Source organism: Nocardiopsis sp. NPDC101807 (genome assembly GCF_044766605.1).
Taxonomy (GTDB): domain Bacteria; phylum Actinomycetota; class Actinomycetes; order Streptosporangiales; family Streptosporangiaceae; genus Nocardiopsis; species Nocardiopsis tropica.
The window spans coordinates 1-24,982 of sequence record NZ_JBIWMK010000017.1 but is presented as its reverse complement, the minus strand read 5'-3'; the positions used below and the strand labels follow the sequence as shown (position 1 = coordinate 24,982).

General features: G+C 71.7%; 33 protein-coding genes. 8 read left to right on the top strand and 25 right to left on the bottom strand.

What is annotated here, in order from left to right; genetic code table 11:
- Nucleotides 1-12 precede the first annotated feature (12 nt).
- The gene (locus ACIRPH_RS31655; protein WP_402921328.1) at nucleotides 13-348 is read right to left on the bottom strand and encodes a hypothetical protein; all 336 of its coding nucleotides are present in this window, start codon (nucleotides 346-348) and stop codon (nucleotides 13-15) included.
- Between the two features lie 431 nt (nucleotides 349-779).
- Between ACIRPH_RS31655 and ACIRPH_RS31650 the strand changes: the two genes are divergently transcribed.
- The 7 genes from ACIRPH_RS31650 to ACIRPH_RS31620 all read left to right on the top strand — a co-directional run bounded on the left by ACIRPH_RS31650 (nucleotide 780) and on the right by ACIRPH_RS31620 (nucleotide 7,086).
- Complete coding sequence (locus tag ACIRPH_RS31650; protein WP_402921325.1) at nucleotides 780-1,559, top strand: GntR family transcriptional regulator; 780 nt, start codon at nucleotides 780-782, stop codon at nucleotides 1,557-1,559.
- A 131-nt stretch (nucleotides 1,560-1,690) separates the two neighbouring features.
- The gene (locus tag ACIRPH_RS31645; RefSeq protein WP_402921323.1) at nucleotides 1,691-2,092 is read left to right on the top strand and encodes a GNAT family N-acetyltransferase; all 402 of its coding nucleotides are present in this window, start codon (nucleotides 1,691-1,693) and stop codon (nucleotides 2,090-2,092) included.
- Nucleotides 2,093-2,361: 269 nt separating this feature from the next.
- Nucleotides 2,362-3,450, top strand: a complete 1,089-nt coding sequence (locus ACIRPH_RS31640; RefSeq protein WP_402921320.1) for a helix-turn-helix domain-containing protein — start codon at nucleotides 2,362-2,364, stop codon at nucleotides 3,448-3,450.
- 94 nt (nucleotides 3,451-3,544) lie between these two features.
- Nucleotides 3,545-4,903: a replicative DNA helicase gene (gene dnaB / locus ACIRPH_RS31635; protein WP_402921317.1), complete on the top strand. Its 1,359-nt coding sequence runs from the start codon at nucleotides 3,545-3,547 to the stop codon at nucleotides 4,901-4,903.
- Between the two features lie 120 nt (nucleotides 4,904-5,023).
- Nucleotides 5,024-5,719: a hypothetical protein gene (locus tag ACIRPH_RS31630; protein WP_402921315.1), complete on the top strand. Its 696-nt coding sequence runs from the start codon at nucleotides 5,024-5,026 to the stop codon at nucleotides 5,717-5,719.
- A 33-nt stretch (nucleotides 5,720-5,752) separates the two neighbouring features.
- Nucleotides 5,753-6,181, top strand: a complete 429-nt coding sequence (locus ACIRPH_RS31625; protein WP_402921313.1) for a hypothetical protein — start codon at nucleotides 5,753-5,755, stop codon at nucleotides 6,179-6,181.
- A 332-nt stretch (nucleotides 6,182-6,513) separates the two neighbouring features.
- Entirely contained in the window at nucleotides 6,514-7,086 is a 573-nt protein-coding gene (locus ACIRPH_RS31620; RefSeq protein ID WP_402921310.1) for a helix-turn-helix domain-containing protein, read from the top strand.
- A gap of 709 nt (nucleotides 7,087-7,795) precedes the next feature.
- Here ACIRPH_RS31620 and ACIRPH_RS31615 read toward each other — a convergent pair.
- From ACIRPH_RS31615 to ACIRPH_RS31585, 7 genes are all read right to left on the bottom strand, one after another.
- Nucleotides 7,796-8,089 carry a hypothetical protein gene (locus ACIRPH_RS31615; protein WP_402921307.1) on the bottom strand — a complete coding sequence of 98 codons (294 nt, stop codon included), beginning with the start codon at nucleotides 8,087-8,089 and terminating at the stop codon, nucleotides 7,796-7,798.
- Nucleotides 8,090-8,313: 224 nt separating this feature from the next.
- A complete protein-coding gene (locus ACIRPH_RS31610; RefSeq protein WP_402921304.1) occupies nucleotides 8,314-8,697 on the bottom strand; it encodes a hypothetical protein in 384 nt (127 codons plus the stop codon).
- Nucleotides 8,698-8,752: 55 nt separating this feature from the next.
- Complete coding sequence (locus tag ACIRPH_RS31605) at nucleotides 8,753-9,043, bottom strand: hypothetical protein (protein ID WP_402921302.1); 291 nt, start codon at nucleotides 9,041-9,043, stop codon at nucleotides 8,753-8,755.
- Nucleotides 9,043-9,537, bottom strand: coding sequence for a hypothetical protein (locus ACIRPH_RS31600; protein ID WP_402921299.1), 495 nt, complete (start codon nucleotides 9,535-9,537; stop codon nucleotides 9,043-9,045). Before ACIRPH_RS31600 ends, ACIRPH_RS31605 begins: the two co-directional genes overlap by 1 nt.
- 43 nt (nucleotides 9,538-9,580) lie before the next feature.
- On the bottom strand, nucleotides 9,581-10,558 hold the full coding sequence (locus tag ACIRPH_RS31595; RefSeq protein ID WP_402921296.1) for a hypothetical protein: 978 nt from the start codon (nucleotides 10,556-10,558) through the stop codon (nucleotides 9,581-9,583).
- Nucleotides 10,559-10,700: 142 nt separating this feature from the next.
- Complete coding sequence (locus tag ACIRPH_RS31590) at nucleotides 10,701-10,958, bottom strand: hypothetical protein (RefSeq protein ID WP_402921293.1); 258 nt, start codon at nucleotides 10,956-10,958, stop codon at nucleotides 10,701-10,703.
- Nucleotides 10,958-12,079, bottom strand: coding sequence for a tyrosine-type recombinase/integrase (locus ACIRPH_RS31585; protein ID WP_402921290.1), 1,122 nt, complete (start codon nucleotides 12,077-12,079; stop codon nucleotides 10,958-10,960). The genes ACIRPH_RS31590 and ACIRPH_RS31585 overlap by 1 nt, the downstream gene beginning before the upstream one ends.
- A 380-nt stretch (nucleotides 12,080-12,459) precedes the next feature.
- Here ACIRPH_RS31585 and ACIRPH_RS31580 point away from each other — a divergent pair, with 380 nt between their 5' ends.
- Entirely contained in the window at nucleotides 12,460-12,648 is a 189-nt protein-coding gene (locus tag ACIRPH_RS31580; protein WP_402921287.1) for a hypothetical protein, read from the top strand.
- A 219-nt stretch (nucleotides 12,649-12,867) separates the two neighbouring features.
- Here the strand turns inward: ACIRPH_RS31580 and ACIRPH_RS31575 are convergent, their stop codons facing one another.
- The 17 genes from ACIRPH_RS31575 to ACIRPH_RS31495 form a co-directional block, all read right to left on the bottom strand.
- Nucleotides 12,868-13,209, bottom strand: a complete 342-nt coding sequence (locus ACIRPH_RS31575) for a hypothetical protein (protein ID WP_402921285.1) — start codon at nucleotides 13,207-13,209, stop codon at nucleotides 12,868-12,870.
- Nucleotides 13,206-13,841 carry an AAA family ATPase gene (locus ACIRPH_RS31570; RefSeq protein ID WP_402921282.1) on the bottom strand — a complete coding sequence of 212 codons (636 nt, stop codon included), beginning with the start codon at nucleotides 13,839-13,841 and terminating at the stop codon, nucleotides 13,206-13,208. The genes ACIRPH_RS31575 and ACIRPH_RS31570 overlap by 4 nt, the downstream gene beginning before the upstream one ends.
- A gap of 33 nt (nucleotides 13,842-13,874) precedes the next feature.
- Entirely contained in the window at nucleotides 13,875-14,270 is a 396-nt protein-coding gene (locus ACIRPH_RS31565; protein ID WP_402921280.1) for a hypothetical protein, read from the bottom strand.
- Entirely contained in the window at nucleotides 14,267-14,545 is a 279-nt protein-coding gene (locus ACIRPH_RS31560) for a hypothetical protein (RefSeq protein ID WP_402921277.1), read from the bottom strand. The genes ACIRPH_RS31565 and ACIRPH_RS31560 overlap by 4 nt, the downstream gene beginning before the upstream one ends.
- 278 nt (nucleotides 14,546-14,823) lie before the next feature.
- A complete protein-coding gene (locus ACIRPH_RS31555) occupies nucleotides 14,824-15,345 on the bottom strand; it encodes a hypothetical protein (RefSeq protein WP_402921274.1) in 522 nt (173 codons plus the stop codon).
- Between the two features lie 564 nt (nucleotides 15,346-15,909).
- A complete protein-coding gene (locus ACIRPH_RS31550; protein WP_402921271.1) occupies nucleotides 15,910-16,506 on the bottom strand; it encodes a hypothetical protein in 597 nt (198 codons plus the stop codon).
- A gap of 83 nt (nucleotides 16,507-16,589) precedes the next feature.
- Nucleotides 16,590-16,835, bottom strand: a complete 246-nt coding sequence (locus ACIRPH_RS31545; RefSeq protein WP_402921268.1) for a hypothetical protein — start codon at nucleotides 16,833-16,835, stop codon at nucleotides 16,590-16,592.
- Nucleotides 16,832-17,032 carry a hypothetical protein gene (locus ACIRPH_RS31540; protein ID WP_402921265.1) on the bottom strand — a complete coding sequence of 67 codons (201 nt, stop codon included), beginning with the start codon at nucleotides 17,030-17,032 and terminating at the stop codon, nucleotides 16,832-16,834. The genes ACIRPH_RS31545 and ACIRPH_RS31540 overlap by 4 nt, the downstream gene beginning before the upstream one ends.
- A complete protein-coding gene (locus ACIRPH_RS31535) occupies nucleotides 17,029-17,430 on the bottom strand; it encodes an ATPase (RefSeq protein WP_402921262.1) in 402 nt (133 codons plus the stop codon). Before ACIRPH_RS31535 ends, ACIRPH_RS31540 begins: the two co-directional genes overlap by 4 nt.
- Entirely contained in the window at nucleotides 17,427-18,176 is a 750-nt protein-coding gene (locus tag ACIRPH_RS31530) for an NUDIX domain-containing protein (RefSeq protein ID WP_402921259.1), read from the bottom strand. The genes ACIRPH_RS31535 and ACIRPH_RS31530 overlap by 4 nt, the downstream gene beginning before the upstream one ends.
- A 156-nt stretch (nucleotides 18,177-18,332) precedes the next feature.
- A complete protein-coding gene (locus tag ACIRPH_RS31525) occupies nucleotides 18,333-18,863 on the bottom strand; it encodes a hypothetical protein (RefSeq protein ID WP_402921257.1) in 531 nt (176 codons plus the stop codon).
- A 14-nt stretch (nucleotides 18,864-18,877) separates the two neighbouring features.
- The gene (gene dnaN / locus ACIRPH_RS31520) at nucleotides 18,878-20,035 is read right to left on the bottom strand and encodes a DNA polymerase III subunit beta (protein WP_402921254.1); all 1,158 of its coding nucleotides are present in this window, start codon (nucleotides 20,033-20,035) and stop codon (nucleotides 18,878-18,880) included.
- Nucleotides 20,036-20,143: 108 nt separating this feature from the next.
- Nucleotides 20,144-20,275, bottom strand: a complete 132-nt coding sequence (locus ACIRPH_RS31515) for a hypothetical protein (protein ID WP_402921251.1) — start codon at nucleotides 20,273-20,275, stop codon at nucleotides 20,144-20,146.
- A 330-nt stretch (nucleotides 20,276-20,605) separates the two neighbouring features.
- A complete protein-coding gene (locus ACIRPH_RS31510) occupies nucleotides 20,606-21,265 on the bottom strand; it encodes a hypothetical protein (protein WP_402921249.1) in 660 nt (219 codons plus the stop codon).
- Nucleotides 21,266-21,445: 180 nt separating this feature from the next.
- Nucleotides 21,446-23,719 carry a hypothetical protein gene (locus ACIRPH_RS31505; protein WP_402921246.1) on the bottom strand — a complete coding sequence of 758 codons (2,274 nt, stop codon included), beginning with the start codon at nucleotides 23,717-23,719 and terminating at the stop codon, nucleotides 21,446-21,448.
- A 133-nt stretch (nucleotides 23,720-23,852) separates the two neighbouring features.
- A complete protein-coding gene (locus tag ACIRPH_RS31500; RefSeq protein WP_402921244.1) occupies nucleotides 23,853-24,377 on the bottom strand; it encodes a hypothetical protein in 525 nt (174 codons plus the stop codon).
- 30 nt (nucleotides 24,378-24,407) lie between these two features.
- Nucleotides 24,408-24,982 (bottom strand): hypothetical protein (locus ACIRPH_RS31495; RefSeq protein ID WP_402921241.1); only part of this gene is annotated, 575 nt, incomplete at its 5' end.

Sequence of the window (24,982 nt, the reverse complement as noted above, 5' to 3'; positions counted from 1 at the left end):
CAGCACAGGGGCTCAAAGGGCGGTGGCGAACCGGGTGAGGTCGGCGGCGGTGGCTTCGCGCAGCCAGTCCAGTCGCGCCTGGGCGCGCTTGGCTTCCAGGTAGCGGATCGCCTCGACGTTCGTGGGGCGCCCGCTGATGCGGAGCCACCCGGGTTCGTGGGGCTCGACCTCGTAGCCCCACGACCGCATGAGGTCGGCCAGTGCGGCGACGCGGCCCCCGCCGCGCATGAGCCACGCGGCGGGGCGTTCCCCGTCGGGGCCGTCCGGCTTGCCCTCGGGCCAGTCGCCGAGGAGGTCCGCGGCGACGGCCTGCATGTAGTTGACGGCGTTCCAGGTCAGGGTCGGCATCGGCCGTTCCTCTCGTCGTGTTCAGTGCGTGGTGCCGGCCCCTTGGTGGAGGGCCGGGACCCTGCGGTCCCCGCCCGGCCCCGCTTCCCCGTGGTGGGGAGGTGGGGTCGGACGGGCACCCGCAGGGGGCGCAGTGGCGCAGTCATAGGCGAGGCACCCTCACAGCGGCCCGTAGGCGTGATCGGTCCGTCCGCTTTGACCCCCTCCGGTACTGGCAGAGGGCTGAACTGCGACTTGTCACTGTGAAGTTCTCAAAGCTCCTGCGCTCCGGGCTTCCACGCGGTGGGCAGGGATCACCCCTGCTCACCGGAGTCCACTCCCGGGCCGAGGGGGCTTGCGCGCCCCTCGTTCTGTCATTACTGTAATTACAATACTGACAGTACGCAAGAGCTAGCATGACTGTTGTTACAAATACGAGGAGAGGAGGTGCCGTGAACAGGGAAAACCCGCTCTGGGAAGCCGTCTACGAGGACCTGCGTCAGCGGATCCTTCGGGGTGTCGACACCCCCGGCGCGCCCGGTGCGCTGAGTCCAGGGGCCACCGTGCCTACCGAGGCGGAGCTGTGCGAGCAGCACGAGGTCAGCAGGCCGGTTGTCCGACAGGCGCTCGGGCGTCTACAGCAGGACGGCCTGATCAGCCGCGGCCAAGGGCGGCGGGGACGCCGCGTTCGAGATCCGCGCCCTATCGCGTGGAGGTTGCACGAGTTCGAGCGGGGAGGGCGCCGGGATACCGGCTTCGCCGACGACTGGGCCGCTGGAATCACCGAACAGGGGCGCTCTCCGCGGCAGACAGTGGTCGCGTCTGTGGAGGCCGCCGGCACCGATGTCGCGGCGTGCCTGGAGGTCGAGCCCGGCACGATGGTGGTGCATCGGGCACGGGTTCGGTACGTGGATGACGTGCCGTACCAGTTGTCGAACAGCTACTTCCCGGAGCTATTGGCGAGGGGGACGTTGCTGATGGAGCAGCGTGACGTCGCGGTTCCGGGGGGCATCCTGCGGAGCATCGGCCATCCGCAGGTCTCGGTTCGGGACACGATTCTGATTCGGATGCCGACTCCGTCCGAGGCGGCTGACCTCGACATCGCCACCGGAGTCCCCGTTGGTGAGCACCGCCGCACCGGCTACGGCGAGGACGGCACTCCGGTGCGCCACATGATCACCGTTTTCCCCGGCGACCGCCACTATCTCGTCTACGACTTGGACCTCACATGAGCACCCTGCGCATACGCACCGCCACCGAAGCCGACCTCGACGCGGTCGTTGGGCTCCGCATTGCCGCGGAGGACCGCCTACACGCCGCTGGCATCGACCAGTGGCACAACAGAGCGCGGGGTATCCGCAACTTGCAGGAGGGCATCCGGGACGGCGTGACCAGCGTGGTGACCGACCCGGCCGGGGCCGTCGTCGCCACGGTGACGCTCGCAGGGCCGGACCCGGACTGGTGGCACGAGGACGACGCCCCGGAGAGCGCCCTGTACCTGTACAAGCTGATGATCAACGACAGCTGGCGGGGCACCGGTCTCGGAGACGAGATCCTGGACTGGGCCTGCCGACACGCTGCGGCGGAGGGGAAGTCCTCGGTGCGCCTGGACTGCTGGCGCACGAACACGGCGCTGCAGGAGTACTACAAGGCTCGCGGCTTCCGACACCTCCGCACCGAGACTGCTCCCGGCCGTGGCAGCGGGGCGTTGTTCGAGCGGGAGGTGGACGTGTCGACCGCCACAACCGAACACCTGTACCCATGACGCGCTACTCGACCACCTTGTCGAACCGGACATGTAGGCTCAGCTTCACCAAGATCGATCCCCAGACATGACGAAGGCCCGGGGGCCTAAGCCCGGGCCTAAGTCGAAGTCGTGAGCTGGCTGTCCTAGCACGACAGCAAGCGATGCTCACCCCACATAGATGCGTGCACCACTGTAGCCGAATTAAGGCAAAAGTGGTTCGTGGGGCTACCCGAACTGGGTAACGAGCACCGCTAACGCGTGCTTGGGCTGCCTGGAAAGCAGACCCAATGACCACCGTGGACGACCACGTCCCGTACCCCGTTGTCCTCCGCGCCCCCGACGTGGACTGGATCAAGTTCGACGCCGAACTCGCGCGTGACGGCTCCGTCGAACCCGTCGTCAAGGCCCTCTACGCCGCCCTCGCGAGCTTCGCCGACCAGACCAGCCGCGACACCGACGAGAACCCCGACGACGACGACATCCCGACCCGCAAGCGCCTCGCCGCGTGCATCGGCAAGTCCGTCGACACCGTCGACCGCGGCGTGAAGAAGCTCGAAGAGTACGGACTCCTGGAAGTCGAGCGCCGCAAGGACCCCGCCAACCCGCGCAGCAACATCCCGAGCGTCTACAGACTCCTGGACCGGGAGCGCTGGGACGAGCGCGCCGGCGAGCGGGCCGCGAAGCGACGGGCCGAACGTGCGGCCAAGCGCGCCGAAGCTGCCGAAAAGGCCGCTGCAAAGTCTGAAACCGCAGATCAGGACACCTGCGAGTGCGAACAGGGGGGGGTGGCCGCACCCATGCGGCCAGGGTGGCCGCACCGATGCGGCCAGGGTGGCCGCACCCATGCGGCTACCTGGCCGCACCCATGCGGCGGTACCTCTTCTAGTCAAGAGAAGTCTTCTTCCTCAGGTAGCGCGGGAGTCACACCGTCTCCACGGGTTCCGGCGGATGAGGAGGACGACACCTCTTCCACCAACACCAAGGGCCGCCAGCCGGGTGCGGTGGACCTGGTGCGTGAGATGACCGACGCCACCGAGGACGAAGCCGCCGCCGTCCTGGAACGGGTCAAGGCCGACTACAAGGCACACCACGGGCGCTCGGTGCGCTCGGTGCGCCGCTACGTCTCCGGATTCGACATCGAGGACCTGACCCCCCACCTGGACGCGGTACGCGCTCAGCGTGCATCTGAGGCCCGAGCAGAGGCCAATGAGACGGCTGGGGTCGACACCCGTTGCCACACCCACCACGAGCCCATGCCGTGCGCCGCGTGCCGGTTCGCCCCGAAGCCGGTCCTGGTCAGCCTGCTCAAGAAGTACGGGGCCGCCCGCCGACCCGACATCGCCCAGCGCCTGGACGAACTCGTCGGCGCCCGCTGACCCAGCTCGACCCCGTTCACGAAGACGGGGCCGGACGCTGCCTGCAAGCTCCGCGTCCGGCCCCTACCACCTGTAGAGATGGAGATCCCAGACTATGTCCGACCGCACCCCGCCCCACGACATCCAGGCCGAACAAAGCGTTCTCGGCGGGCTCATGCTCGCGCCGAACGCCGTCGAACAGGCCACCCTCCTGGCCGACGTCCAGCGCATCCTCGTGGGCACTCCCGACTTCTACAAGCCCGCCCACCAGATGATCTACGACGCCCTCAAGGCCCTGGGGGCGCGCGGCGAACCCCTGGACGCCATCAGCGTCCGCGACGAGCTGACCCGGCGCGGTGACCTCGGACGGGTCGGCGGAGACCTCTACCTGCACACCTGCGTCGATGCCATCCCCCACTTCGCCAACACCGGCCACTACGCCAAGATCGTCGCCGACCGCGCCGTCCTGCGCCGCCTGGTCGAGGTCGGCACCCGCATCGCCCAGTTCGGCTACGAAGGCATCGGGGAGGTCGACGAGCTGGTCGACCACGCCCGCGCCGCCGTGACGGAGATGGTCACCTCCAGCGCCGACCACCACGGCGACCTGGAGCACATCCTCGACCCGGACGCCTGGGAAGCGCTGATCGACGAGATGCAGCGCGGCAGCGAAGCCAACGAGAACCGCGTCCCCACCGGGTTCGCCGACCTCGACGCCCTGCTGGGCGGCGGCTTCGAGCCCGGACAGCTCATCGTCGTGGGCGCCCGCCCCGCTCTGGGCAAGTCCACGGTCGCCCTGGACTTCTCCCGCGGGGCGGTGAAGGCCGGCCACCACGCCGCGTTCTTCGGACTGGAGATGACCAACAAGGAGCTGCGCCTGCGCTGGCTGTCGGCGGAGTCCAAGGTGCCCCTGCACTCCATCCGGGCCGGGGGCGACATGCTCGACGACGAGATGTGGACCCGCATCGCCACGGTCAAGGCCCAGCGCGAGACCGAGGGCCACCACCTGTGGGTCGCGGACAAGTGCACGACCGTGGCCCAGATCCGCGCGAACTGCCGCCGCTACCAGGCCCGCACCGGCCGCCTGGACATGGTGGTCGTGGACTACCTCCAGCTCATCCCCTCCGGAGCCGATGCCGAGTCCCGGCAGGTCGCCGTCTCCGAGGCTTCCCGGGCGCTCAAGCTCATGGCCAAGGAACTCGGTGTGGTCGTGGTGATGCTCTCCCAGCTCAACCGCAACCCGGAGCAGCGCCAGGACAAGAAGCCGCACCTGTCCGACCTTCGCGAAAGCGGCGCCGTCGAACAGGATGCCGACGTCGTGATCCTGCTCTACCGAGAGGACGTGCACGACAAGGAGACGGTGCGGGCGGGGGAGGCGGACCTGATCGTTGCCAAGCACCGCAACGGCCCCACGGCGGACGTGACCGTGGCCTTCCAGGGTCACTACAGCCGGTTCGTCGACATGGCACCCGCATAGACCCCGACGAACCGCGGCCCCGCACCCGTACACGGCGCGGGGCCGTTCCCGTTTCCGCACCGCGCTGGCGCCGCGCCTGCTTGAGTGGTTCACCGATCCCGCCGACACGGAAGCAGGACCATGTCCTCCAACCACACAGTCAGTTTCCGCACCAAATCAGGCACCGAGCTGGAACGCGTCGTGTTCTCCTTCGCGGTCGCCTTCTCCGACTCCGACGTCCGGGACCGGCCCCTCCGGGAAGGACGCGGGTTCAGCGTCGAGCTGCCCGCCGTGCTCGACCTCCTCGACGCCGTGGCCGCCGGCCAGGAGAAGGCCACCGACGTTCGGAGCATGCTGCTGGACGCGGTCGACAAGATCTACGACTCGGCCAGCTGCTACGAATACGAAACCCACGAGGACAAGCTGGCCTGGTGCAAACGCGACGGCGGATGCCGGACCTGCGAGCGGTCGCGCCGCCGGTTCGCCCGCCACCTGGAGACCATGGCCGAACGGTGGCGACGGTGGACACTCCACGACGAGTTCCCCTTCGCCGTCGGCAACTCCAAGGGGCTGCACACGGTCGGCTGCAGTGTTGTCCGACGACACATGCCGGACGGCTTCATCACCCATGAGCCCGGCGACGAGGAAGCGCTCCGCGCGTTCGCCCATGCCGACGACGACCACGACCTCACGTTCGCGGAATCGGGGTGGGCCTCCGGGGACATCCCCTTCCGCCTCATGTCAGCTGAGGAAACCCGCGCGTGGATGGCCGAGAACACCGGCCCCAAGGGCGGCCGTCACTACAAACGATGCCGGGTGTGTGCCCCGACTCCGTGAACCCGCAAGACCCCCGAGTACTGGAGAAGCCCCATGGCAGAAGACCTCGTCAAGCAGCACGTCATCACCCTCCTGGGCCGACGCCGCGAACTCCAAGAAGCCATCGAGAAGCGCGTCAGCGAGCACGAGGCCGCCGGCGGGCGGGTCGTCGACGGCGGCCAGGTCGACCACGACACATGGGAGGTCACCGACTACCGGACGGGCGAGACCCTCGCTGAAGGGAGCAACGGACTCAACGGGTTCCTGGAACTCCTGGGATCGCACCAGGCCGAGTCATGGGCGCTGATCGACCCGCTCACCGATGACCTGTACGACGACGACCTCCACGTGACCGAGGGCCTCCCGGAATCTCTGTGCGACGCTCTCGACGATTGGATCGGCAGCCGGTCCACCTCCAACGAGGATGTTGCCGAGTTCGTCGGTTGGCCGGTGGAGCGGGTTCTTGAAGCCCGACGGGACTGAAAGGTCGACCGGTCGACCCCTCCCTACGCGCGCGCACGCGCGAGGCGTCACGGGCTCCTGTGTGACGGAAAGCGGGTCGCCTCCTGTCCCGCGCGCGTGGGGAGGACGCGGGGAAGCACGGTGACGGCGGAAGCGCGGGAGTGGCCGGCGCTCTAGCGAATCCCAGCGAAAACCGACATCCGAGCCCTCCCCTACGCGCGCGAGGAAGCCCCGTTCCACCGGGGACACACCACGGCCGAGGACACGAGCACCTGACGAAAACCAGCGAAGACCTAACACTCCGGTGATAAGACTCTCGCGCGTGCGCGCGCCCGTTAGGCGACCATGGGCCCATGGCCACCGATCCGAACCCCGGCGTCCCCGCCCCCGAGGAAGCCGTCGTCCTCCGCTCCACCCTGGGCGCCCTCCTGCGCAAGCTGCGCACCGAGGCCAGGGTGTCCACCCGCACCCTCGCAGCCCGTTCCGCGGTCGCCCGGTCCACGATCACCCGCCTCGAAGCAGGGCAGCGCCGGCCCCGCCCCGCGATCCTGGCGGCCCTGGCCTACGGCCTCGACCCCGACCGGGCCCCGGAGCTCGCGGAGCGCCTGGGCGAAGCCGCGGGCCCGTCTCTGCGCCCCGACACCGAGGGCGGGCAGCGCAAGGCCGCCCGACGGCGCCGGGCCCGGGAGAAGGCGGTGGAACGGCGGGTCGACGAGATCCACCGGCGGGCCGGGGCCCTGCTGCTGCGGTCCAATCGGCTGACACAGGCCACGCTGCGGCTCCTGCACCCGCATGCCGACTTCGAGGCCATCGACCTCGCCGGGCGACTCCACCAGGAGGCTCTTCTCCTTCAGGAGGAAGGGCTGCGTCTGGACGACATCGCGTGCTCTCCGCGTCATCCGCTGGCTGATCCGCCGTCGGTGTGATCTACATGGTCAAGGCGACTTCTCCGGTTCGGCCGGGTGCCGTACTCACGTCATGCCGTACCTACGGCACCAGGGGGAGGGGGCGTCCGGATCGCGGTCGAGGACCTCGACGTCGGGCGCGTAGGTGACACCATCTGGACGGCGCAGAATTTTCCGAACTGTTCCTGTTTCCGCAGGTGGGGGTCAGGTTGTTCGGAGAGGGAGATGTCGGCGGCTTGCCGGGCTCGACCGAGGGGTCTGGCCAGCGGACACCACGCCGGGTCACGGAGGGCGTGTCCAGCCGCGTGTCCAGTGCGGGGTCTAGCGCCGGGTCTACCGTGGGGTCTAGTGCCGGGTCCAGCGCGGGGTCAACCCCTGATCCGGCGTTCACCCTCCGTCGCCGACCGCGCGTTCCACACCGCCGAGACGTCGTCAAAACTCCCCAACTGTTCCCGTCGTCGCAGGTCGGGGCTCCACCGTCGTCCCTCACGCCCTGGACGTCGACGTCCCCCAGGGGGAGGGGGCGTCAGGATCTTCCGGCCCCGGGGCGCCGTTGAGCGGGCGGGTAGACCGCCATGTCCGCCGACGAGATCATCGGAAAATATCGGCCCGGCCGGGGTGGTCGACCACCACGTCGACCGGTGGTCGAACTGGTCGACGTCGCATGTTCCACCCGAATCTCGCGAGGACCGGCGGGGAGGTCGCGTTCGTCCTCCACCCCGGATCCGGCCTACTCGTCGGGGAGGGCCAGTTGCCCCGGCACCTGCCGCTGCTCCTGGCGGCCCCGCCGCGAACACCGGCGGCACGACACCGGCCCGGCGGCCGCCGTCAACCGGAGCGGGTCCACGGCCGCGTGACAGGCCACCGCCGGAACAGCGACACCGGCCCACATGTGCGTGGTCAGCTCGTGCACCACGGTCCCGCGTCCGATCCGCACACCCGAAGCGCCGGCTAACTCCTCGCGGCGGCGGCGCAGGGTGGCGGCCAGGTGCTCGACCTCCGGGTCGCGGGGCTGCTCGCTCATCTGTTCAGGATGCCCCGGCGGCGGTTCGGCCACCACTGGGTCCGGGAATCCCCAGACCCGTACCGGCCGGGAGCACCAGCACTCTCCCGGTCCGGCCGGGGTGGGGGAGGGGGAGTCCACCCCCACCCCCGGTGTTGGCCTGCGTCGACGTCGCCGGGTGGACGAGTTCGTCCAGGTCCTCCCCGATCTAGTCCACCCGGTGACGTGTGTCCGGCATGGCGTATTTACGGCATGCCTTGGGGGTCGACGTGGGTGAGGAGGATGCCGCCCGTGTAGTTGTCCACGGACACCATGGGGTACCCGGCGGCCGTGGTCCACGCGGGGGTGCGGGTCCGGGTGCGCAGCGGCTCCTCGTCCCGGGCGCCGGGCCACGCGAGCACGGGCGTGCCCACCGGGTAGGCCGCGTTCCAGGCGTCGGCGGGCGGCCCGGGGAGGGGGCACCGGCCGGCGTGGGTGACGGACCGCACCCAGCCCGTGTCGCCGTACAGGTGGTGGCGGCCGGGCGGGGTGGTGGTGCGGACGATCAGGTCGCCGGGGCGGATCTGGGTGGCGCATTCCTGCCGGTCGCAGGGGCGTGCTTTTCGGGCGCGGTGGGTGGTGGCCATCATCGGACGGGCCGTCCCTTCGTGGTGTCTGTGCAGGTCATGGGGCGACGTAGGTACGTCATGCCGTAGGTACGTCATGGGTGGCCGCATAGAGCCGGACCCTCAGCCGGTCGGCGAGGACGGTGACGCGGGCGGCGGCCGCGGTTCCCGGGGCCGCGCCGGCGGCGGCGTCCAGGACCGCGAGGACGTCGCGTGCTTCCTCGACGGTGAGGAGCGGCGGGGTGCTGCCCGGCGCGAGGAGGTGCTCGACGACGTCGACCTGGGCGGGCGGCTCCGGGACGGCCTCGCGGATCCGGTGGCGGGCGGCGTGGAGGCCGCTGTCCCCCAGGCCGCCCCGCTGGCGGGCCATCAGCCCTCCCGGCCGGGGCCATGGAGGTCGGACAGGCCGTCGTCCCACTGTTCCCGTTCCCGGGTGAGCAGGGTGAGCACATCCACGGCGTCGGCGGATGTTGGCCACCCCCACCCGTTCAGCTCGGGCGCCGTCTCCCAGAGCATTTCGTCGCTGTCCGCCGAGTCCCATGCCCACGTCCAGTCCGGGGCGAGGTCGGGGTCGGTGTGCACCTCGCCCTTCAGGGTCAGCAGCCACGGCCCCTCGTCGGGGTGGGCGAAGTACAAGGCGTGCACGCGGACCTCGACCACACCCTCGGTGCCGTCCTCGGGGTTGGGGTGCTCGTGCCAGTCGGCGTCGACCCCGTGCCCGAGCAGCTCTTCCAGGCGGGTGAGCCATGCGGCCAGGCCGCCGCGGTACTGCTGGTGGGGCATCTCGGACCACATGGTCGGGGTCCACGGGGTGACGGGGTTGTGGGTGGGGTCGTTGAAGTTCTCGCGGGTCAGCACGGTCATTCTGATCTCCTCAGTGGTCATCGGCGTAGGTGACGTGGATACGTCATGCCGTAGGTACGTCGTCGTTCGCCGGGTACAGCGTGTTCGCGGCGGTCGCGGAGAGGATCTCCAGGGCGCGGGTGATCCGCAGGACCTCGACGGGGTCGGTGACGGTCCGGCCGCCCACCCGCAGCACCGGCGGCTCATCGGAAGCGCCGCCCCATGTCACGTCCAGGGTGGTGTGCTTGCCGTCGTCCTCGTCGTAGACCCGCAGGCTCGCATAGTCGACCTGGACCGCTTCCAGGCTGGCGTCGGTGATCGCGGCGGTGGCCACGGCCCCCACCGAGCCCAGCATGTTCGCGTGCACCTCGCGGGCGTAGTCGGCGGCGCGGTCCAGGCGGGCCACCGCGTCGTCGGTGTCCTCGGGGCCGGTGGGGGCGAGCAGGCGGCGCAGCCCGATGGCGGCCTGCTCCACCGCCGTCACGGCCGGGTCGACGTCCGCGCGGGCGGCGTGCGGGCCCGCGAGGGCGTCCAGCTCGTCCAACGCGGGCCGGAAGGAGGTCGCCGCCGGGCGGGTGTCGGCGCCGGTGCGCTTGCGCTCGACCAGGTCCAGGTGCCGCCAGCGCTCCCACGCGGACTGGCGGGTCATGCCGACCGCCGCTCCGATCCGCTCCCAGGGCACCCCGCGCACGCGGAGCGTCTGGACCTCGGCGTCGACGGCGGCCGCGGTTCCGCTGCGACGGGCGGCCAGGGTGTGCAGGCGCAGTTCCGGGACGTCGATGAGGACGTGCTCCTCCCACGCACAGGAGAGCCACTCCTCGACCTGGGAGGGTTCGGTGCCGTTGGGGGAGGGGTGGTCGGCGCGGTCGTAGCTGCGCATGCTCGTCCAGGTGCCGCACTCGCATCCGGCCTGCCAGCCGGTGACGCGCTCGGCGATCTCGCGGCTCCACGTCGAGGTTGCGGTGCCGTCGTCCAGGAGCATCTGGACGTAGCCGGTGTGTTCGGTGACAGGGGCGTAGTCGGTTTCCAGGGTCCAGGCCACGATCGGCCCTCCTTGCTTGTCAGGGTTTCCTGACAGCAAGTATGTCAGGTGATCCTGACGTTGTTCGACGAATTGGAGGACGGGACCCAGATTTTTCTGTCCTTGCAGGTCAGCATGGCGACGTATCTACGGCATGACGTACCTACGTCACCGATCCGGGGTCCTGTCGGTCCTCGCGGGGCACGTACCGGTACAGCTGCCCGCGCAACGGCTCGACCTCGGCGGCGTCGACCTCCGCCGTCTCCCAGCGCCACCGGGCCGGGGCGCCGGCCTCCCGCTCGACCCAGGTGATCCGGGCCCGCAGACCCCGCCGGGGCGTGCCCACCCACGCCACGAGCACCGCGTACCGGCCCCGCACGCGCACGAGCGGGGCCGGGTGCGGAACCGGCGGGGCGGCCATCAGAGGCCGACCTTGCGGATGGGGTTGTCGCGCCAGGCGTCGGCGGGCCGGATGTAGGAGTCGATCGCCGTCGAGGACTCCGACCACCTCCCCTGGCGGGCGATCCACGCCCGGGGAGCTCCGGCGGCGGCCGCGGCGGTGGCCGGGCCCGCGCGCAGGGAGTGCGCGGTGACGCCCTCGATGCCGACGGCCTCCGCGAGGCGCTTGACGACGAGGTTGATCCCGGCGCCGGACATGCGTCCTGTTCCGCGTCCGGCCGCGTCGGCGGTTCCGGCCAGGCGCCCGTGGCGGTCGACGGAGCGCAGCAGCGGCCCGGCGGTGACCCCGGCCTTGGCCAGGGCGGCGAGGTAGGCGGCCACGGTGCGCACCGGGCAGGTGGACAGGTGCGTGCCGTAGGGCACGGCCACGGTCGTCCCGGCGGAGTCCTTGTCCGTCTTCGAGGTCGCGACGAACACCTCCAGCCCGTCCGGGACCTGGCGCAGGTCGGTGGTGTTCAGCGCGGCCAGCTCGGAGCGGCGGGCCATCATCGCGTAGCCCAGCAGCAGGAGCGTGCGGTCGCGGAGTCCGACGAGTCCTTCCCCGGCCGCGTCGACCATCCGGCGCAGCTCCTCGACGGAGAGCGCCGGCGCCCGCCGCGTCCGGCCTCCGGCGGCGGCCCACTCGCGGCGGTAGGAGCGCAGCACCAGCCGGGCCGCCTTCGTCGAGACCGCGTGCCCGGCGGCGGCGTGGCGGGAGGCGATCGACCCCAGCGCCCGGTCCACGGTGGCGGGGGCGGCCCCGGCGGCGGCGAGGTGGTCGGTGTAGGAGGCGAGGGTCTCGGCGGTGGCCGGGAGCGGGGTCCGCGAGGTCTGCGTGCACCAGGCGGTGAACGCGCGCCAGTCGCGGGCGTAGCCGGTGCGGGTCGAGGCCGCCCAGCCGTCGGCGACCCGGGCCGCGGCGGAGGGGGTCAGCTCCGTCTCGTCGGGGAGGGCGACCTCCTGGCGGCCGCCGTCGAACGCGGCCTCATCGAGGAGGACGACCTCCGCGTCGGCCGGGCTACCGCTAAATCCTGTAGCAATCCTCCTCGGCCCCCCGTCGCCGTGGTCGTCGGCGTCGGGGAACGGGATCAGCTCGGTGGTCACAGGGGCTCCCGGGGGTGTGAGGGGTGGGGTCAATGTCCGAATTCTGGGTTTCGACAAGTCAGCTTATCGAAAGTCAGACGGCCAAAGAGAGGGGCCCGCCGGAGAACGGGCCCCCGGCGCCGGAGGGCCATTGCCCCTTTCCGGCTTACCTTGTCCGCCCCCTGGTGCCCGGCGGTGACGTACCTACGTCATGCCGTAGGTACGTCACCGACCAGCGACAGGAACATCGGAACAGGATCCGGCGGTAAGGGCTACTGGGGCCGCTTCGCCCCGCACGCCCAGCAGTAGGGGGCGCCCCGGCCGTTCCATTCCTTGCACCGCGCGCACGTGTACCGCAGGAGGGGGTCTACGAGGCGGCGGATCCAGCTACCGTGACGGCCATGGCTACCCAGCACGAGCTCTCCCAGCGTCATCCGGACGTCGTCATCACCAGCGTGCCACCCGGTGCCCACGGCAACGGGGCGATCTGGCGAATCTCCCCGGTGGGCTCGACGGCGCCGACCATGTGGGCGTACACCGACGACCAGGCCGACCGCTACGCCCGCGTCGTGGCCCGCATCGCCACCTGACCCGAACTGCGGAGCACCGCACTTTTCGACGCGGGGGCCGGCCACTTCCTCCCCGGGCGGTCGACCGACCCGAAAGTGCGGTCCTCCGCACTTTTCCGGCCGGGGCGTCGGTGGCCACCACCGGAAGGGCTGCGGCGTGGTGCTGACCTGCCATAACGCAAAAGTGCGGAGGACCGCAGTCCCCCGCACTCGCGCTGCCGTATCTACGGCATGACGTACCTACGGCACCTCGGAGCGGGCCTCCCGGATCCGGTCGAGCACCCGGTCGTACAGCGCCGCGTCGTCGTCCAGCTCCGCGAGCAGCGCCAGCCACACCGCCCGGCGCGGCACCTCCGCCACGTCCAGGTCCTCCGCGAGGCGGTTCGCGATCCGGCGCAGCCGACGGTGGTCGGCGGGGTCCAGGTCGACCGTGGTGCGGAACTTCTCGGTGCGCTCCGCCGTGCGCCCGATCTTCGACGGGGCTTTCACCGGATCGGCTCCGGCGCCCGCGGCTGTCGTGCGGCGGCTGGTGGCGGTCTTGGCGAACCGGCCCGCGCTCGACGTCGACCTGGCGGCGCTCACGCGGCCACCTCGATCCCGGCACGGGTCAGGTACTCGTCGGCCAACAGCGCGACAGGATCACCTGGCGACACCTCCGGCGGGGCCCCGTAGGCCAGCGCGTAGGCCTCCCGGCGCGGGATCTGGGTGTCGAGCACGTTCCACCCCGACGCCTCCAGACCCTCCCGGGCGTCCCGGCCGGACCGGGCTCCGGCGACGACGCGGTTGAGGAGCACCGCGACCCGGGCGGGCTCGCGGCGGACTTCGGCCACTTCCTCCAGGAGGTCACCGATCGCAGAGGTGCGGTCGATCTCGATCGTGCTGGGTGCGACGGGGATGGTGATCTCGTCCACGTAGCGGAGTACGCCCCGCACGATCGCGCCGTGGTCTTCGGCCTGGGGCAGGTCCACGATCACGATGGTGTCGGGGTTCGCGTAGTCGGCCAGGCGGCGGCCGGCGTCCTTGGTGGGCAACCCGATGAGCTTGAACGCGAACCCGTCGACCTCATCGGACCAGGCAAGCGCGGATTGGGCGGGGTCGGCGTCGACCAGGAGCACGTCGTGCCCAAGGGCGTGGAACCGGGAGGCCAGCAGCACGCTGTTCGTCGTTTTGCCGACGCCGGGCTTGGTGTTCGCCAGAGCGATGGAGAGTCTCATACGGCGACGGTACGGCATGACGTACTGCCGTACCTACGGCACCTCGGCGGCGTCGTCCTTGCTGGTACGGGGTGGGTCGGTGGTGGCCACGATCAGCGCGGGCAGGAAGAAGAAGGCGGCCACGACCGCGTGTCCCACTTGGCCGGCCACCTCCAGTCCTCGCAGCCCTGCGGCCTCGTACCCGGCGCCAGCGAGCAGCACGAGCATGAACACGCATATCGCGGTCAGTGGCCACAGTCGGAGGGCCGTGGACCGTAGGGACCAACGCCACCAGACGGTGATGGCGATGAGCAGCGGGTAGCCGATTCCGAGCGTGAGCCCCAGGGACGGGATGACCGTCCAGGAGGAGAACCCGATCGCGGCCACGGTGAAGAGCACCGCGCCCCCGATGGTGACCCGACCCATGCTGTACTCGTGCGTCGTGGTCACGCCGGGATCCACCCCTGGAAGGTCCACACCTCGCGGGTGGCCTCGCTGTCGGGGGCGTAGTGGGCGCGCGGGTCCACACCCATCCACGGCGGCAGGTTCCCGGCGTCCAGGTGGGAGGAGTCCGGGATCAGGAGGTAGGCGCCCACGTCGTCGAGCGGGCCCTCGTGGACGTCGGCGCGGGGGTAGGTGAGGGTCTGGCCGTCCCAGTAGGCGGGGCCGCCTACGAGCCGCACGGTGACGTCGGTCGAGGAGGAGGGGGTGGTGTTCGTCGTCATGGCCCCATCCTGGCGGCCGCGGCCGACGATCGCAGGGAAAGTCCGATCCCGGCCACCACGGACACGCCTGCGCCACGGGATTGGCCCGCGCGGGGTTCTGGCGCGGACGGACCCTGCCCCGGCGCTCGGGGTGCGCGCCAGGTCCCCGCGTGGAACCGGGGGTCCCGGGGGCGGGCCCCCGGGTACTGCCAGGCGTCCGCCGAGTACCCCATGGCGGCGCGACACGCCGAACACACCGGATCGTAGATACCTGGGTGCTTTCCCCACGCTCTTCCACATCAGTGACGCCGGTCCCGGTGCTCGCTCAGCCCGTCGTAGAACCGGCTCCTCGCTGTGCGCACCTGCTCGACGCCGCGCATCACCCGGTCGATCTCGGACGGCGTCAGGTGCCCCTGCGCGATCGCGGCCGCGGTCTGGGTCAGCAGGCGCTGGATCTCGCGTGGGCGCGGCAGGGAGGTGGTCGGCAACGGAGTCAGGTCCGGCTCCTGCCAGGGGTCCGGCGACGCGTAGTTGTCCCGGCCGGGCACGAGTCGGGTGCGGGTGACGGTCTCCTGGACGAGTTCGCGGACGGGTTCGTCGGCGCGGCGCGCGGTGCCGGCCTCGCGGTCACGCTCCTGGCGGCGGAGCGCGGTGCGAACCTCGTAGGCGCGCTGGCGGTGGGCGGGGGAGCAGTACTTGCGCTTCCCTCCGCGTCCGTGCTTTTGGGTGGTGATCTCGGTGCCGCACCACTCACAGGTGCGCATGAGGATCCGGCGGCTGGCTGTGACGACGGTGGGGGGTTCACCGGGCAGAGGGTCCATGGGCGGACCCTACCGTTCACCATCACTGATGATCAGGATGAGCGTAGGTATCTCTGGCGGCCGCCAGAGATACAAAGGCTCACCCGAATCATCAGTGACGTGGAACAGATGGTGCCTCGGTTTGATTGGCGTAGTGCCTCGGTGTGCTTCATCAGTGACGTGGGTCGGAATGGTGCCTCGGTGCATGGCTCCTGGATGGGTGGCATTGGGTCTAGTGCCATGGAGTGGTGAATTCCGATGCCTGTCCTCGGTGAGGGTGTGGGTGCGAGTCGGTAGATGCCGGTGGATACCGGATGGCGACATGAGCGACCAGGAGCACGAGCAGACCGCCGCGCGGGAAGCGCCGGCACCCCGAGGGCGGGGCGGTTCGGCGGCCGCGATCCGGGGGTGCTGTCTCGGCCCCGCCCGGCCGGGCCCGCGCACTGGGGAGGAACTGGCGCCGCGCGCGTCGAGGAGCCGGTCGACGTCGCCGGAGGACCGCTCCCCGGGCGGCTGCCGTCCACCGATTGACCCGCCCCCTGGAACGCAAAAAAGCCCCGCCCGGGAGACCGGGCGGGGCTGGTGTCAGGGGTGGATCTGGTCGGCCAGGTTGAGCAGGCGCCGTACCTCGGGGGCGTCGGGGACTACGGCGGCGGCCCGGCTCACCGAGGACCGCAGTGCCTGGGAGATCACGTCCAGGTCCCGGACCGGGGGGAGCATCCGGCGGGCCAGGCCGTGCAGGTGGTCGGGGTCCTGCCAGTCGGGGCGTGCCCGGTCGGCCAACTCCTGGGCCTGCTGGCACAGCCGCTCGACGAGTTCCGCCTCGTTCGTGATGGCGGCCGGGTTGATCTTGCCGAGCCGGTTGATCGCATGGGCGCGGTCGGCCTCCTCGAGGTCGGGGTCGGCCAGCAGGCGGGCGTGGGTGCGGGCCATCTCGGCCTGGCGGCTCAGGGGGCGGAGCTGGCGCGCGAGCTCCGCCAGCAGGTCGAGGGTGCGCTGTCCCTCCGTGGTCAGGGCCAGGGTGGGGTCGGTGCGCAGCGCGTCAAGGGCGGGGCTCAGCGCCCGGCGCAGGCCGGGGTCGGAGCTGCCGTCGAGTGCGCGCTGGAGGAGCTGGTGGGCGCGGCGCACCTCGGGGTGCTCGCGCACCGTCTGGGCCCGGGAGGTCGTAGTGGTCGTGCTCATGTGGTGAGTCTCCTGGAAGCCAAGGGCCCGCGTCCTCGGAAGCAGGACGCGGGCCCGTAGAACGTGGTGTTGTACGGGGCAGGTCAGGTGCGTGCGGTGGCGTGGTCGGCTTCCTCGCGCGTCCACCCCGCCCTCGGTGCCAGGTACTCCACCCGGGACACCGACCGGCGGGCGGTTCGCCACTCCCGGGCGTGGTGGACGTCGTCGCAGTCGTGTTCGTAGAGCCACAGGTGGTGGTCGTCCACCTCGGCGACGCGGCCGGTGACCGTGGCCTCGTCGGTTTCCACGGTGACCTTCTCGCCGATCATGAGGTCGTCCAGGCTGATCACGGGGTCCTCCGGGTGGTGGTCCAGGCGTAGCGGTCGTCCTCGGGCTCGACCGCGGCGCGCCGCAGCCCGGCCCCGGTCAGGTGCCGACGTCCCCGGTCGGTCTCGGCCTCGGGGCGCAGGCCCTGGAGGTAGAGCGCCTGGGCCCACGCGGGGTCGGCAAGGACCTGGTCGACGGTGATGCGGTGCTTCGCGGTCATCGGGAGATCACCTCCCGGTCGAGGTGGAGGTCCACGAGGCCGACCTCGACCCCGCGCTCCCGCAGGAGCCTGCCCAGCTCCCGGGCCGTTGAGGGTGCTCGGTGGCGGCCGCCGGCGCACCCGACCGCCACGTGCACCGGCGCCGTGACCGGTCCGGCCGCGTAGGCGGCGACGACCTTGACCAGGGCGTCGACCAGCTCGCGGATGCCGGGGGTGGCGAGCACGTGCGCGCGCACCGCGGGGTCGTCGGCGGTCAGGCCCCTCAGGGCGGGGCTCACGTGCGGGTCGCGGAAGTGCACCCGTAGGTCGACGACGACGTGCGCGGCCAGGGAGTCGGCGGAGAGCCCCTCGCGTTCGAGGTGGGCGAATCCGAAGCTGGTGATCAGCACGCGGCTCACTTGCGGTCTCCGATCTGCGCCAGGGCGGCGGCCAACAGGGGGCGGTGTGCGGCGTACAGGCCGCCGTGCGGCGCCAGCTCGCGGGCCAGGTCCTCGATCGTGGTCAGCGGCCACCAGGCCGCGTCCTCGGCGTCGTCGGCGGCCGCGGCCGGGACGACGTCGGGGATCCGGTAGAGCGCGACGGTGGAGCACACCCACGCCCAGTCCGTGTTGCGCCAGTCCTCGACGTAGGTGCGCATCAGGATCTGCGGGGCCGTTCCCCGCAGGTCCACGCCGGTCTCCTCGCGCAGCTCGCGGACCAGGGCGGCTGGGGCGGTCTCGCCCGGGTCGACCATGCCGCCGGAGATGGCCCACTGGTGGATGTCGTCGCGGCGGATGAGGAGCAGCTGGGGGGCGTGGTCGGGGCCGGCCACCACGATCGGGTCGGCCGCGCTGTTCTCCCCCCAGCCCTTGAGGTTCCTGCCGATCCGGCCGGTGCGGCCCATGGGGTTGAGCGGCACCCCCTCGCTGACCTCGAAGGGCACGACGGCGCGCTCCTGGCGCTCGGCCCAGTCGGTGACCTCCTGCGGGGTGTGGCAGCGGTCGGCGACCCAGTCGGGCAGGACGGGGGCGCGCAGCGTGGAGGGGGTGGGGTCGACCGGGTCGTAGTCGGGCCAGGGGGCGGTCCACGGCCGGAGCGCGGCGGGAACGGGGACGCCGGGGTGGTCGACGTGGACGCGGCGGGAGGTGGTGTTCGTCGTGGTCATACTGGGTGTGCTCCTTCTGGGAGTGAGTGCGGCCCGCCCCGGTGTCTTTGGCCAGATCAGGGGCGGGCCGTCGTCGTGTGGACCGGAGGGTCCCCCCGCCCACCAGGACCTCGACGGGGTCCTGGTGGGCAGAGGCAGCGTCCGGGGTCCCGGGGGTCAGGCAGTGCCGTCGATCTCAACTCGCAGGGTGTCCACCTCGACCGCACCGGGCCGCGCGAACCGGCGCGGCTCAGCCAGAGGTACGCGCGCGAGTTCACCACTCTGGGTGGACACCCTGATGTGAGTGATCGTCCGGGGGCGGCCGCGGCCGTGCGGAGCCACGAGAAGCGAAAGCCGATGCCCGGGCCGCATCGTCAGGACCGTGACTTCCTGGCCGTCGCGGCGTTCAGCGACCGCATCCGCCACCGCGTTGAGGCCGTAGGACGCGAGCTGTCCGTCCGCGTCCAGGGCCTCCAGATGGATTTTCGTAGGGGCGGGGGCGGCCAGGTGCCCGTGGCCGGGGCACAGGATCCGCTCCCCGTTCGCGCGGGTCCACGGGGTGCCGTCGTCGTCGGCGAGGAGATCGGGGTCGACCAGGTCGAGGTCGGGCGACCGGACCAGCACCGGCTGGTCGTCGCCGTCCAGGAGGACGCGGACGCAGCCCGGGGCGTCGCACTGGATCCCGTACCAGGTGGTGGATCGGAACATCGTGGACTCCCCTCTCAGGCTGCGGCGGCGACGCTGGCGGTGGGCTGGCGGACGGGCATGAGGATCTGCCGCCCCGGGTCCCCGTCCCGCACGGGCGTGACCAGGACCGGCCGGGTGGGGCTGGTCAGGTGCAGCACGACCCGCTCGGACCGGGCGCCGGTCAGCGTCTGCGCGAGCATCTGCGGGTTCATGGCGAAGGTCCATCCGACCTCTCCGGCGATGTCGGCGGCGACTTCCTCCGCGCCGTCGTCGCCGTCGTCTCCGGCGCGCACCACCAGGCCGCCGTCGACCAAGGTCAAGGAGATAGGGGAGTTCCGTCCGGCGAACAGCGACACGCGGCCGAGCGCGGCGTCCAGGTCGGCGACCTCGACCTCCACGTCCACCACGGCGCCCTTGGCCGCCTGGGCCAGGTGGCTCTCCACCGGGATGTAGTCGAAGGACAGCAGCCGCACGGACATCGACCGGACCCCGTCGTCCAGGTGGCACACCCAGGTGCCGCTGTCGGTGCCGTGGGCCAGCGTCACGGTGCCGGTCATGGCGCGGGCGGCCTGGGCGAGCGTGACGGCCGGGATCAGCAGCTCGGAGTCCTGCTCCTGCTCTGCGGCGGCCAGGGTCGGCTCCCAGGGGACGATCTGCTGGGCGAGCCGGTACCGGTCGGTCGCGCTGAGGACGATCCCGCCCTTGCCCAGGACGGCGTGGACCCCGGTGAGCACGGCCAGGGTGTCGTCGGTGGAGGCGGCCGGGGCGACCTGGTCGACGGCGACGGCCAGGAGCTGGGCCTCGACCTGCCCCGCCGGGGCGGGCGCGGTCGGCGAGTTCGGGTAGTCCTCGGCGGGCATGGTGCGCACCGTGCACTTCGTGGGCCCGCACTCGACGGCCACCTTGTCGGGATCGATGGTGAGGACGACCGTTCGGGAGGCGGGCAGGCGGGAGAGCAGCGCGGCCAGGAGCCGTCCGGGCACGACCACGGTGCCGGCGCCCTGGACGTCGGCCTCGACGACGGCGTGGGTCCACACCTCGTAGTCGGTGCCGGTGAGGCGGACCTGGTCGGTGTCGAGGTCGAGGCGGATCCCGGCCAGGATCGGGATGGAGGGGCGGGTGGGCAGCATTTTCGCGACCCATCCGAGCTGTGTGGCGAGTACTCCGGCGGTGGCGGCGATGCGCATGGTCATGGTCGTGGTCCTCTCGGCTGGTGCTGCGGTAGGAAGGAGAGGAGGCACCCGCCGGATATGGAACGGCGGGTGCCTCACTGTTGGGTCGGGCGGGTGGCGGCGCGGCGGTCAGCAGGCGTTGTTGTTGTGCGGCCACCAGGCGGCCGGGTCGGAGGGGTCGTACCAGCGCCCGCAGCGGCCGCACTCGACGTCGGCGAGCACGGTGGTCAGGCGGGTCCAGCGGCGGATGAGGAAGCGCATAGGATCGAGACCTCTCTGATTTCGCGATCGAGAGAGACGGCCCCACCCCGCTGACAGGCATCGGGTGGGGCCGTCGTCGTGTGTGGACCGGGTGGTCCCCCCGCCCGCCGGCCCCCTCCGCGGGGGAGGGTCCGGTGGGCAGAGCCATCACCCGGCGAAGGTCACTGTGGGTGGTCGCCATCGGGATTCACAGAAGATCTGCGAACCCGGGCGCGGGGGCCTGAGCCGTTCACAGCCCACGAGAACCACCCCAAAAACTGACAGATGGACACGGAACGGGTCTGTGAACGGATATTCACAGACCCGTTCGCAGATCACCGAGCGTGTATCTCAGAGGCCGGTGACCTCGATCCGGCGGGACTCGGAGCCGCGGCGGTAGACCCCCAGGCCCGGTCGGGGTGAGTCGCCCTCGCGGACGGCGTGGCCCAGCTCCCGGGCGGTCAGCGCGGCGGCGACCCCGCCCAGGCGCAGGATCAGGGCCTGGTCCTCGGTGAGGTGGGAGCACAGGGTGGCCTCACCGCCGAACGTCGCCAGCTCCGGGGTGTAGAGCCGGGCGGCGACCGACACGTGCAGCTGGGCGGAGCGGCGCAGCAGGTCCACCCACCGGGCGGGGGCCACCGCCAGGGAGACGGGGCCCTCGACCAGGACCACCAGCGGGTCGCGGTCCTCGGTGTCCAGGAGGGTGTCGAACCACCCGTTCAGCGCCTCCCAGTCGCCGATGACCGTCGTCGGGGACACGGGCAGGGACGACCAGCCCCGCAGGCTCTTGCCGGTGACGTCGACCAGGACGGTGGAGACCCCCTCGGTGTGGGCGCCCGCGGCGATGCGGGCCAGGGCGGTGGTGCCCCCGGCGGCGGTTCCTCCGAGGACGAGTCCGTGCTCGGGGCGGCCGGCGGCGTCGGCCAGCCGCCAGGAAACCGGGGTGCCGTCGGGGGCGGCGCCCAGGGGCACGTCCAGGGCGCGGGAGGCGGTCGCGGTGGTGGTGCTCATGCTCAGTTCCTCACTGTGGGTGTTCACTGGTGGGGATTCGCAGACGCTCTGCGAATCCGGGTGCGGGGGGCGTGGCGCGTTCGCAGCCCCCAGAGAATCGGTCGAAAGGCTGACAAACCAACACAGAACGGGCCTGTGAATGTGGGATTCACAGACCCGTTCACAGCTCACCGAGCGTGATCAGATGAGCTTCCAGGGGGCCTTGCGGGACCGGTCGGCCTTGGCGATGACCCCCTCCGCGGAGAGGGACTTCAGGGCGGAGTCGATGGTCCCCCGGGTGCAGCCCTCGCGGCCGTCGAGCGCCTTCTGGAGAGCGCCCGTGGTCGTGGGCCCCTCCTTCTCCAGCACCTCGAGGACGCCCTCGGCGGCGTGGGACCGCACCGCAGGCTGCTCGGTCTTGGCGGCCGCCGCCTTGCGGGCCTCGGCGATGTCCACCACCACCTGGCGGGGCAGGGTCGGCGGAACCGGGCGACCGGCCTCGGAGGCGGCGGCGCGGTCGGCGGCCGCCGCTCCCGCCCTCGCGGCCCCGCCCGGCAGACCGGCGTGGCCACGGATCTCAGCCAGCATCGAGCGGACCTTGTCCTTGCGGCGGGCGGCCTGGGTGTGCCGCTGGGAGAACAGCCCCCGCGAACCCGCGTCCAGGGCGGCTTCGGACTCGGCGTCCAGGCCCCCCACGGCCTTGGCCTTGGCGGCGGCCATGATGGCGTCGGTCTCGTCCTCGGGCGCCCACGCCCCCCGGAAGGGGATCGGGCGACCCAAGAGGCTGAACGCGAGGCCCTTGTTGCGCTGGTGCTTGGCGGGGTCGGGCAGGTCACCGGGGTTGACGGTCATGGCCATCTCCCGCTTGAAGATGCTCGACTGGGTCGCACCGAGCTTCATCGACACCGAGTTGGTGGCGGTCATGTTGCCGCGCAGCACGTCGTCCTGCATGAACCGCTCCAGGCCGAACCCCTGACTGGCGCCGACCAGGCCGCCGCCCACGGCGCGGATCTCGCTGCTGATGCGGTTGAGGCGACCCTTGCCCGCGGCCTCGATCTGCGCCCCGGCCTCGTGGAACTCGTCGATGATCACGAGCACCCCCGGGTACTCGGGGGTGGCCACGAAGTTCGCGGTGTCGTTGAGTTCGTTGATCAGGCCGCGGACCTCCATCATCCGCACGACCCCGTCGATCAGCGCCGAACGGGACGCGCTGTCGGCGTCGATCGTCCAGTGCGCGTACTTCGCGATCCTGGGGGAGGGGCCCTTGCGGGGCTTGGCGTAGATGACGTAGGTGCACCCGGACTCCAGCGCCCCGATGACCAGCGTCTCCAGGATGGTGGTCTTCCCGGCGCCGGTCTTTCCGGCCACGAACCCGCCCCAGGCGGACTCGCCGTCGTAGAGCATCCACCGGGTCTCGCCCTGGCCGTCGATGTAGCGGCCCAGGCGCACGAACAGCTTCTTGCCCTCGCGCACGACCCGGGGCCGGCCGTCGTCCAGCGGCACCGGGCGGGCGGAGACGGCCTGGGAGACGACCCGCAGCCGCAGCACCGAGGCGTCGGGCTCCTGGCCGTCCTCGGGGTCGATGTCCTCGACCGCGATCGCGGACGGTGTCAGCTTCAGCGCGGTCGCGATCCTGCCCTTGGCGGCCTCGACGGTGGCCTTCTCCTGCGATCCGGGCATCAGGTGCAGGATCGCGGTGGCCCCGTAGTCGGTGGCCTTGATCTCGGTCAGCGTGGATCCGGGCAGCGGCCCGGAGTTGCGGGCGACCCAGGCGGGCCAGCGCTCGGTGAGGCGGCGCACGAGTTCGGCCGGGTCGACGTCCGCCCCGCTGCTCACCGGGGCGGTTCCGACGGACTTGCGGCGGGCCTTGGGGTTGAGCACGGTGGTGTTGTGGCGGTGCCACTGCCAGTACCGGGAGGCGGTCGTGGTGAACGCGGCCAGGGAGGCCAGGGCCAGGGCGGCGGCGGTGTCGGGGGTCCATCCCACGGCCAGGCCGACCGCGTGCGCGGCCACAGCGCCGGCGGCGCCCACGTTGGCGGCCAAGCGGGTGTGGCCGGGCTCCAGCGCGGCCCAGTGGGCGGCGTGCGGGTGCCGCTTGACGCCCCGCTTCGAGCGCAGCCACGCCGGGAGCGCGTTGGCGGTGGCCACCGTCCCGGCGGCGACCACGCCCAGGGAGCCCGGCCCGCCCAGGTCGTTGGCGTGCACGATGGCCTCCTGCAGGCCGATCGCCCCGGCGGCCGGGAGGCCCCAGTACCAGGGGGTGAGCACGTGCCGGTACAGGTCCCGCATCCCGCCGCGGGGCGGGTGCGCCAGGTACTGCCAGGCTTTGCCGGGGATACCCTCCGAGGTCCACCGCACGCGCTTGGCACGGCGCTCCTCCGCCTCCTTGGCGGCCTCCAGCACCTCCAGCGCGTTCTGCAGCTCGCTCACGCTCGGGGTGCGGCGCGCGGCCAGCCTCGTGGTCTTCTGGGCCATGGTCGTGTCCTTCCTGGGGTCGCGGGGACCGGGGTGGGGTGCCTGCCTCGTCAGCGCCGGGGCGGCACCCCCGACGGACGCCGCCCGCCCCAGGAGCCCCGGGGCGGGCGGCGTTTCGGCTGCTCAGTGGCGGTCAGTCGCCGTGGAAGTACTCCTTGGACTTGGCGGCCTCCCCGCCCGTGTTGTCGTAGGCGGCCTGGACGGGCTCGGACGTGGCCTGCACCTGCGCGATCGCGTCCCGGGCCGACCCGAGCGCCTGGCGGGCCGCGTCCAGACCGGCCCGGACCGCCTGGATCGTGGCCGGGCCGTTCCCGACGCGCTCGGCCTGGGAGATGAGCAGCTCCAGGTGCGGGATGACCTGGGTCTCGGTGTACTCGGCCTCCTGGCGCATCATCGCGATGTCGGAGGCGTAGGAGCCGCCGTCGGAGGAGCCGACGTACCCGCCCCCGCTGTCGTCGCTGCCCTCGGTCGCCTCACCGGAGGAGCCGGTGTCCTCCGCGACCGCCCCTTCCCCTGGTCCCTCGCTGTCGACGGTGGGCTTGGGGTCGGGCTTTCGGATCTCCTCCAGCCGGGGCTCGGTGACCATCGCGGGCGCGGTCGAGGGGGTCGTCTCCGGCGACGGCGCGGGTGCGGTGGTGGGTTCGGTGGTCTCAGCCATGGCGTGTTCCTTTCAGCAGGTGGGAGGGGGTCAGCGGCGCTCGTAGTAGTCGCCGTCACCGGCGTCCGGCGAGGAGGCGCGGGCCTCGGCGACCGGCATGTTCGCGTCCTCCAACGCGGTGGCGGCGGCGCGGATCATCGCGGCGGCGTGCGCGGAGGCGGACCGGGAGGCGTCGACCGCCCCGACCGTGCCCGCACCGACCCCGGCTGAGGTCATCCCGGCGGAGAGCCGTTCCTTGGCGGTGCAGGTGCGGTCCTGGTAGGAGGCGTGCTCGCGCAGCGCCGCCAGGTGCGACCGCAGAGAGGTGGCGTCACCGAGGTTCAGCGACATGATCGGATTCCCTTCGTCGGGGACCGGGCCCATCTCGGGCACGGTGTCATCGGCCGCGCGGCGGCGGCGTGCTTCGTCCAGGTCGACCACCCCGGCGGGCACCGGAGCCGGTGCGGGCTTCGGGGCGGCAGGCTTGGGTCCGGCCTTCGGGGCGGCGCTCTTCGGGGTGGCCTTCGGGGAGGGGGCGGGGGTGCCGGCCTTCTTCCCGGCCTTGCGGGCGGCGCGGCGGGCCTGGGCGGCCTTCATCTGCTCGGGATAGCGCTCAGCGGCGTCGT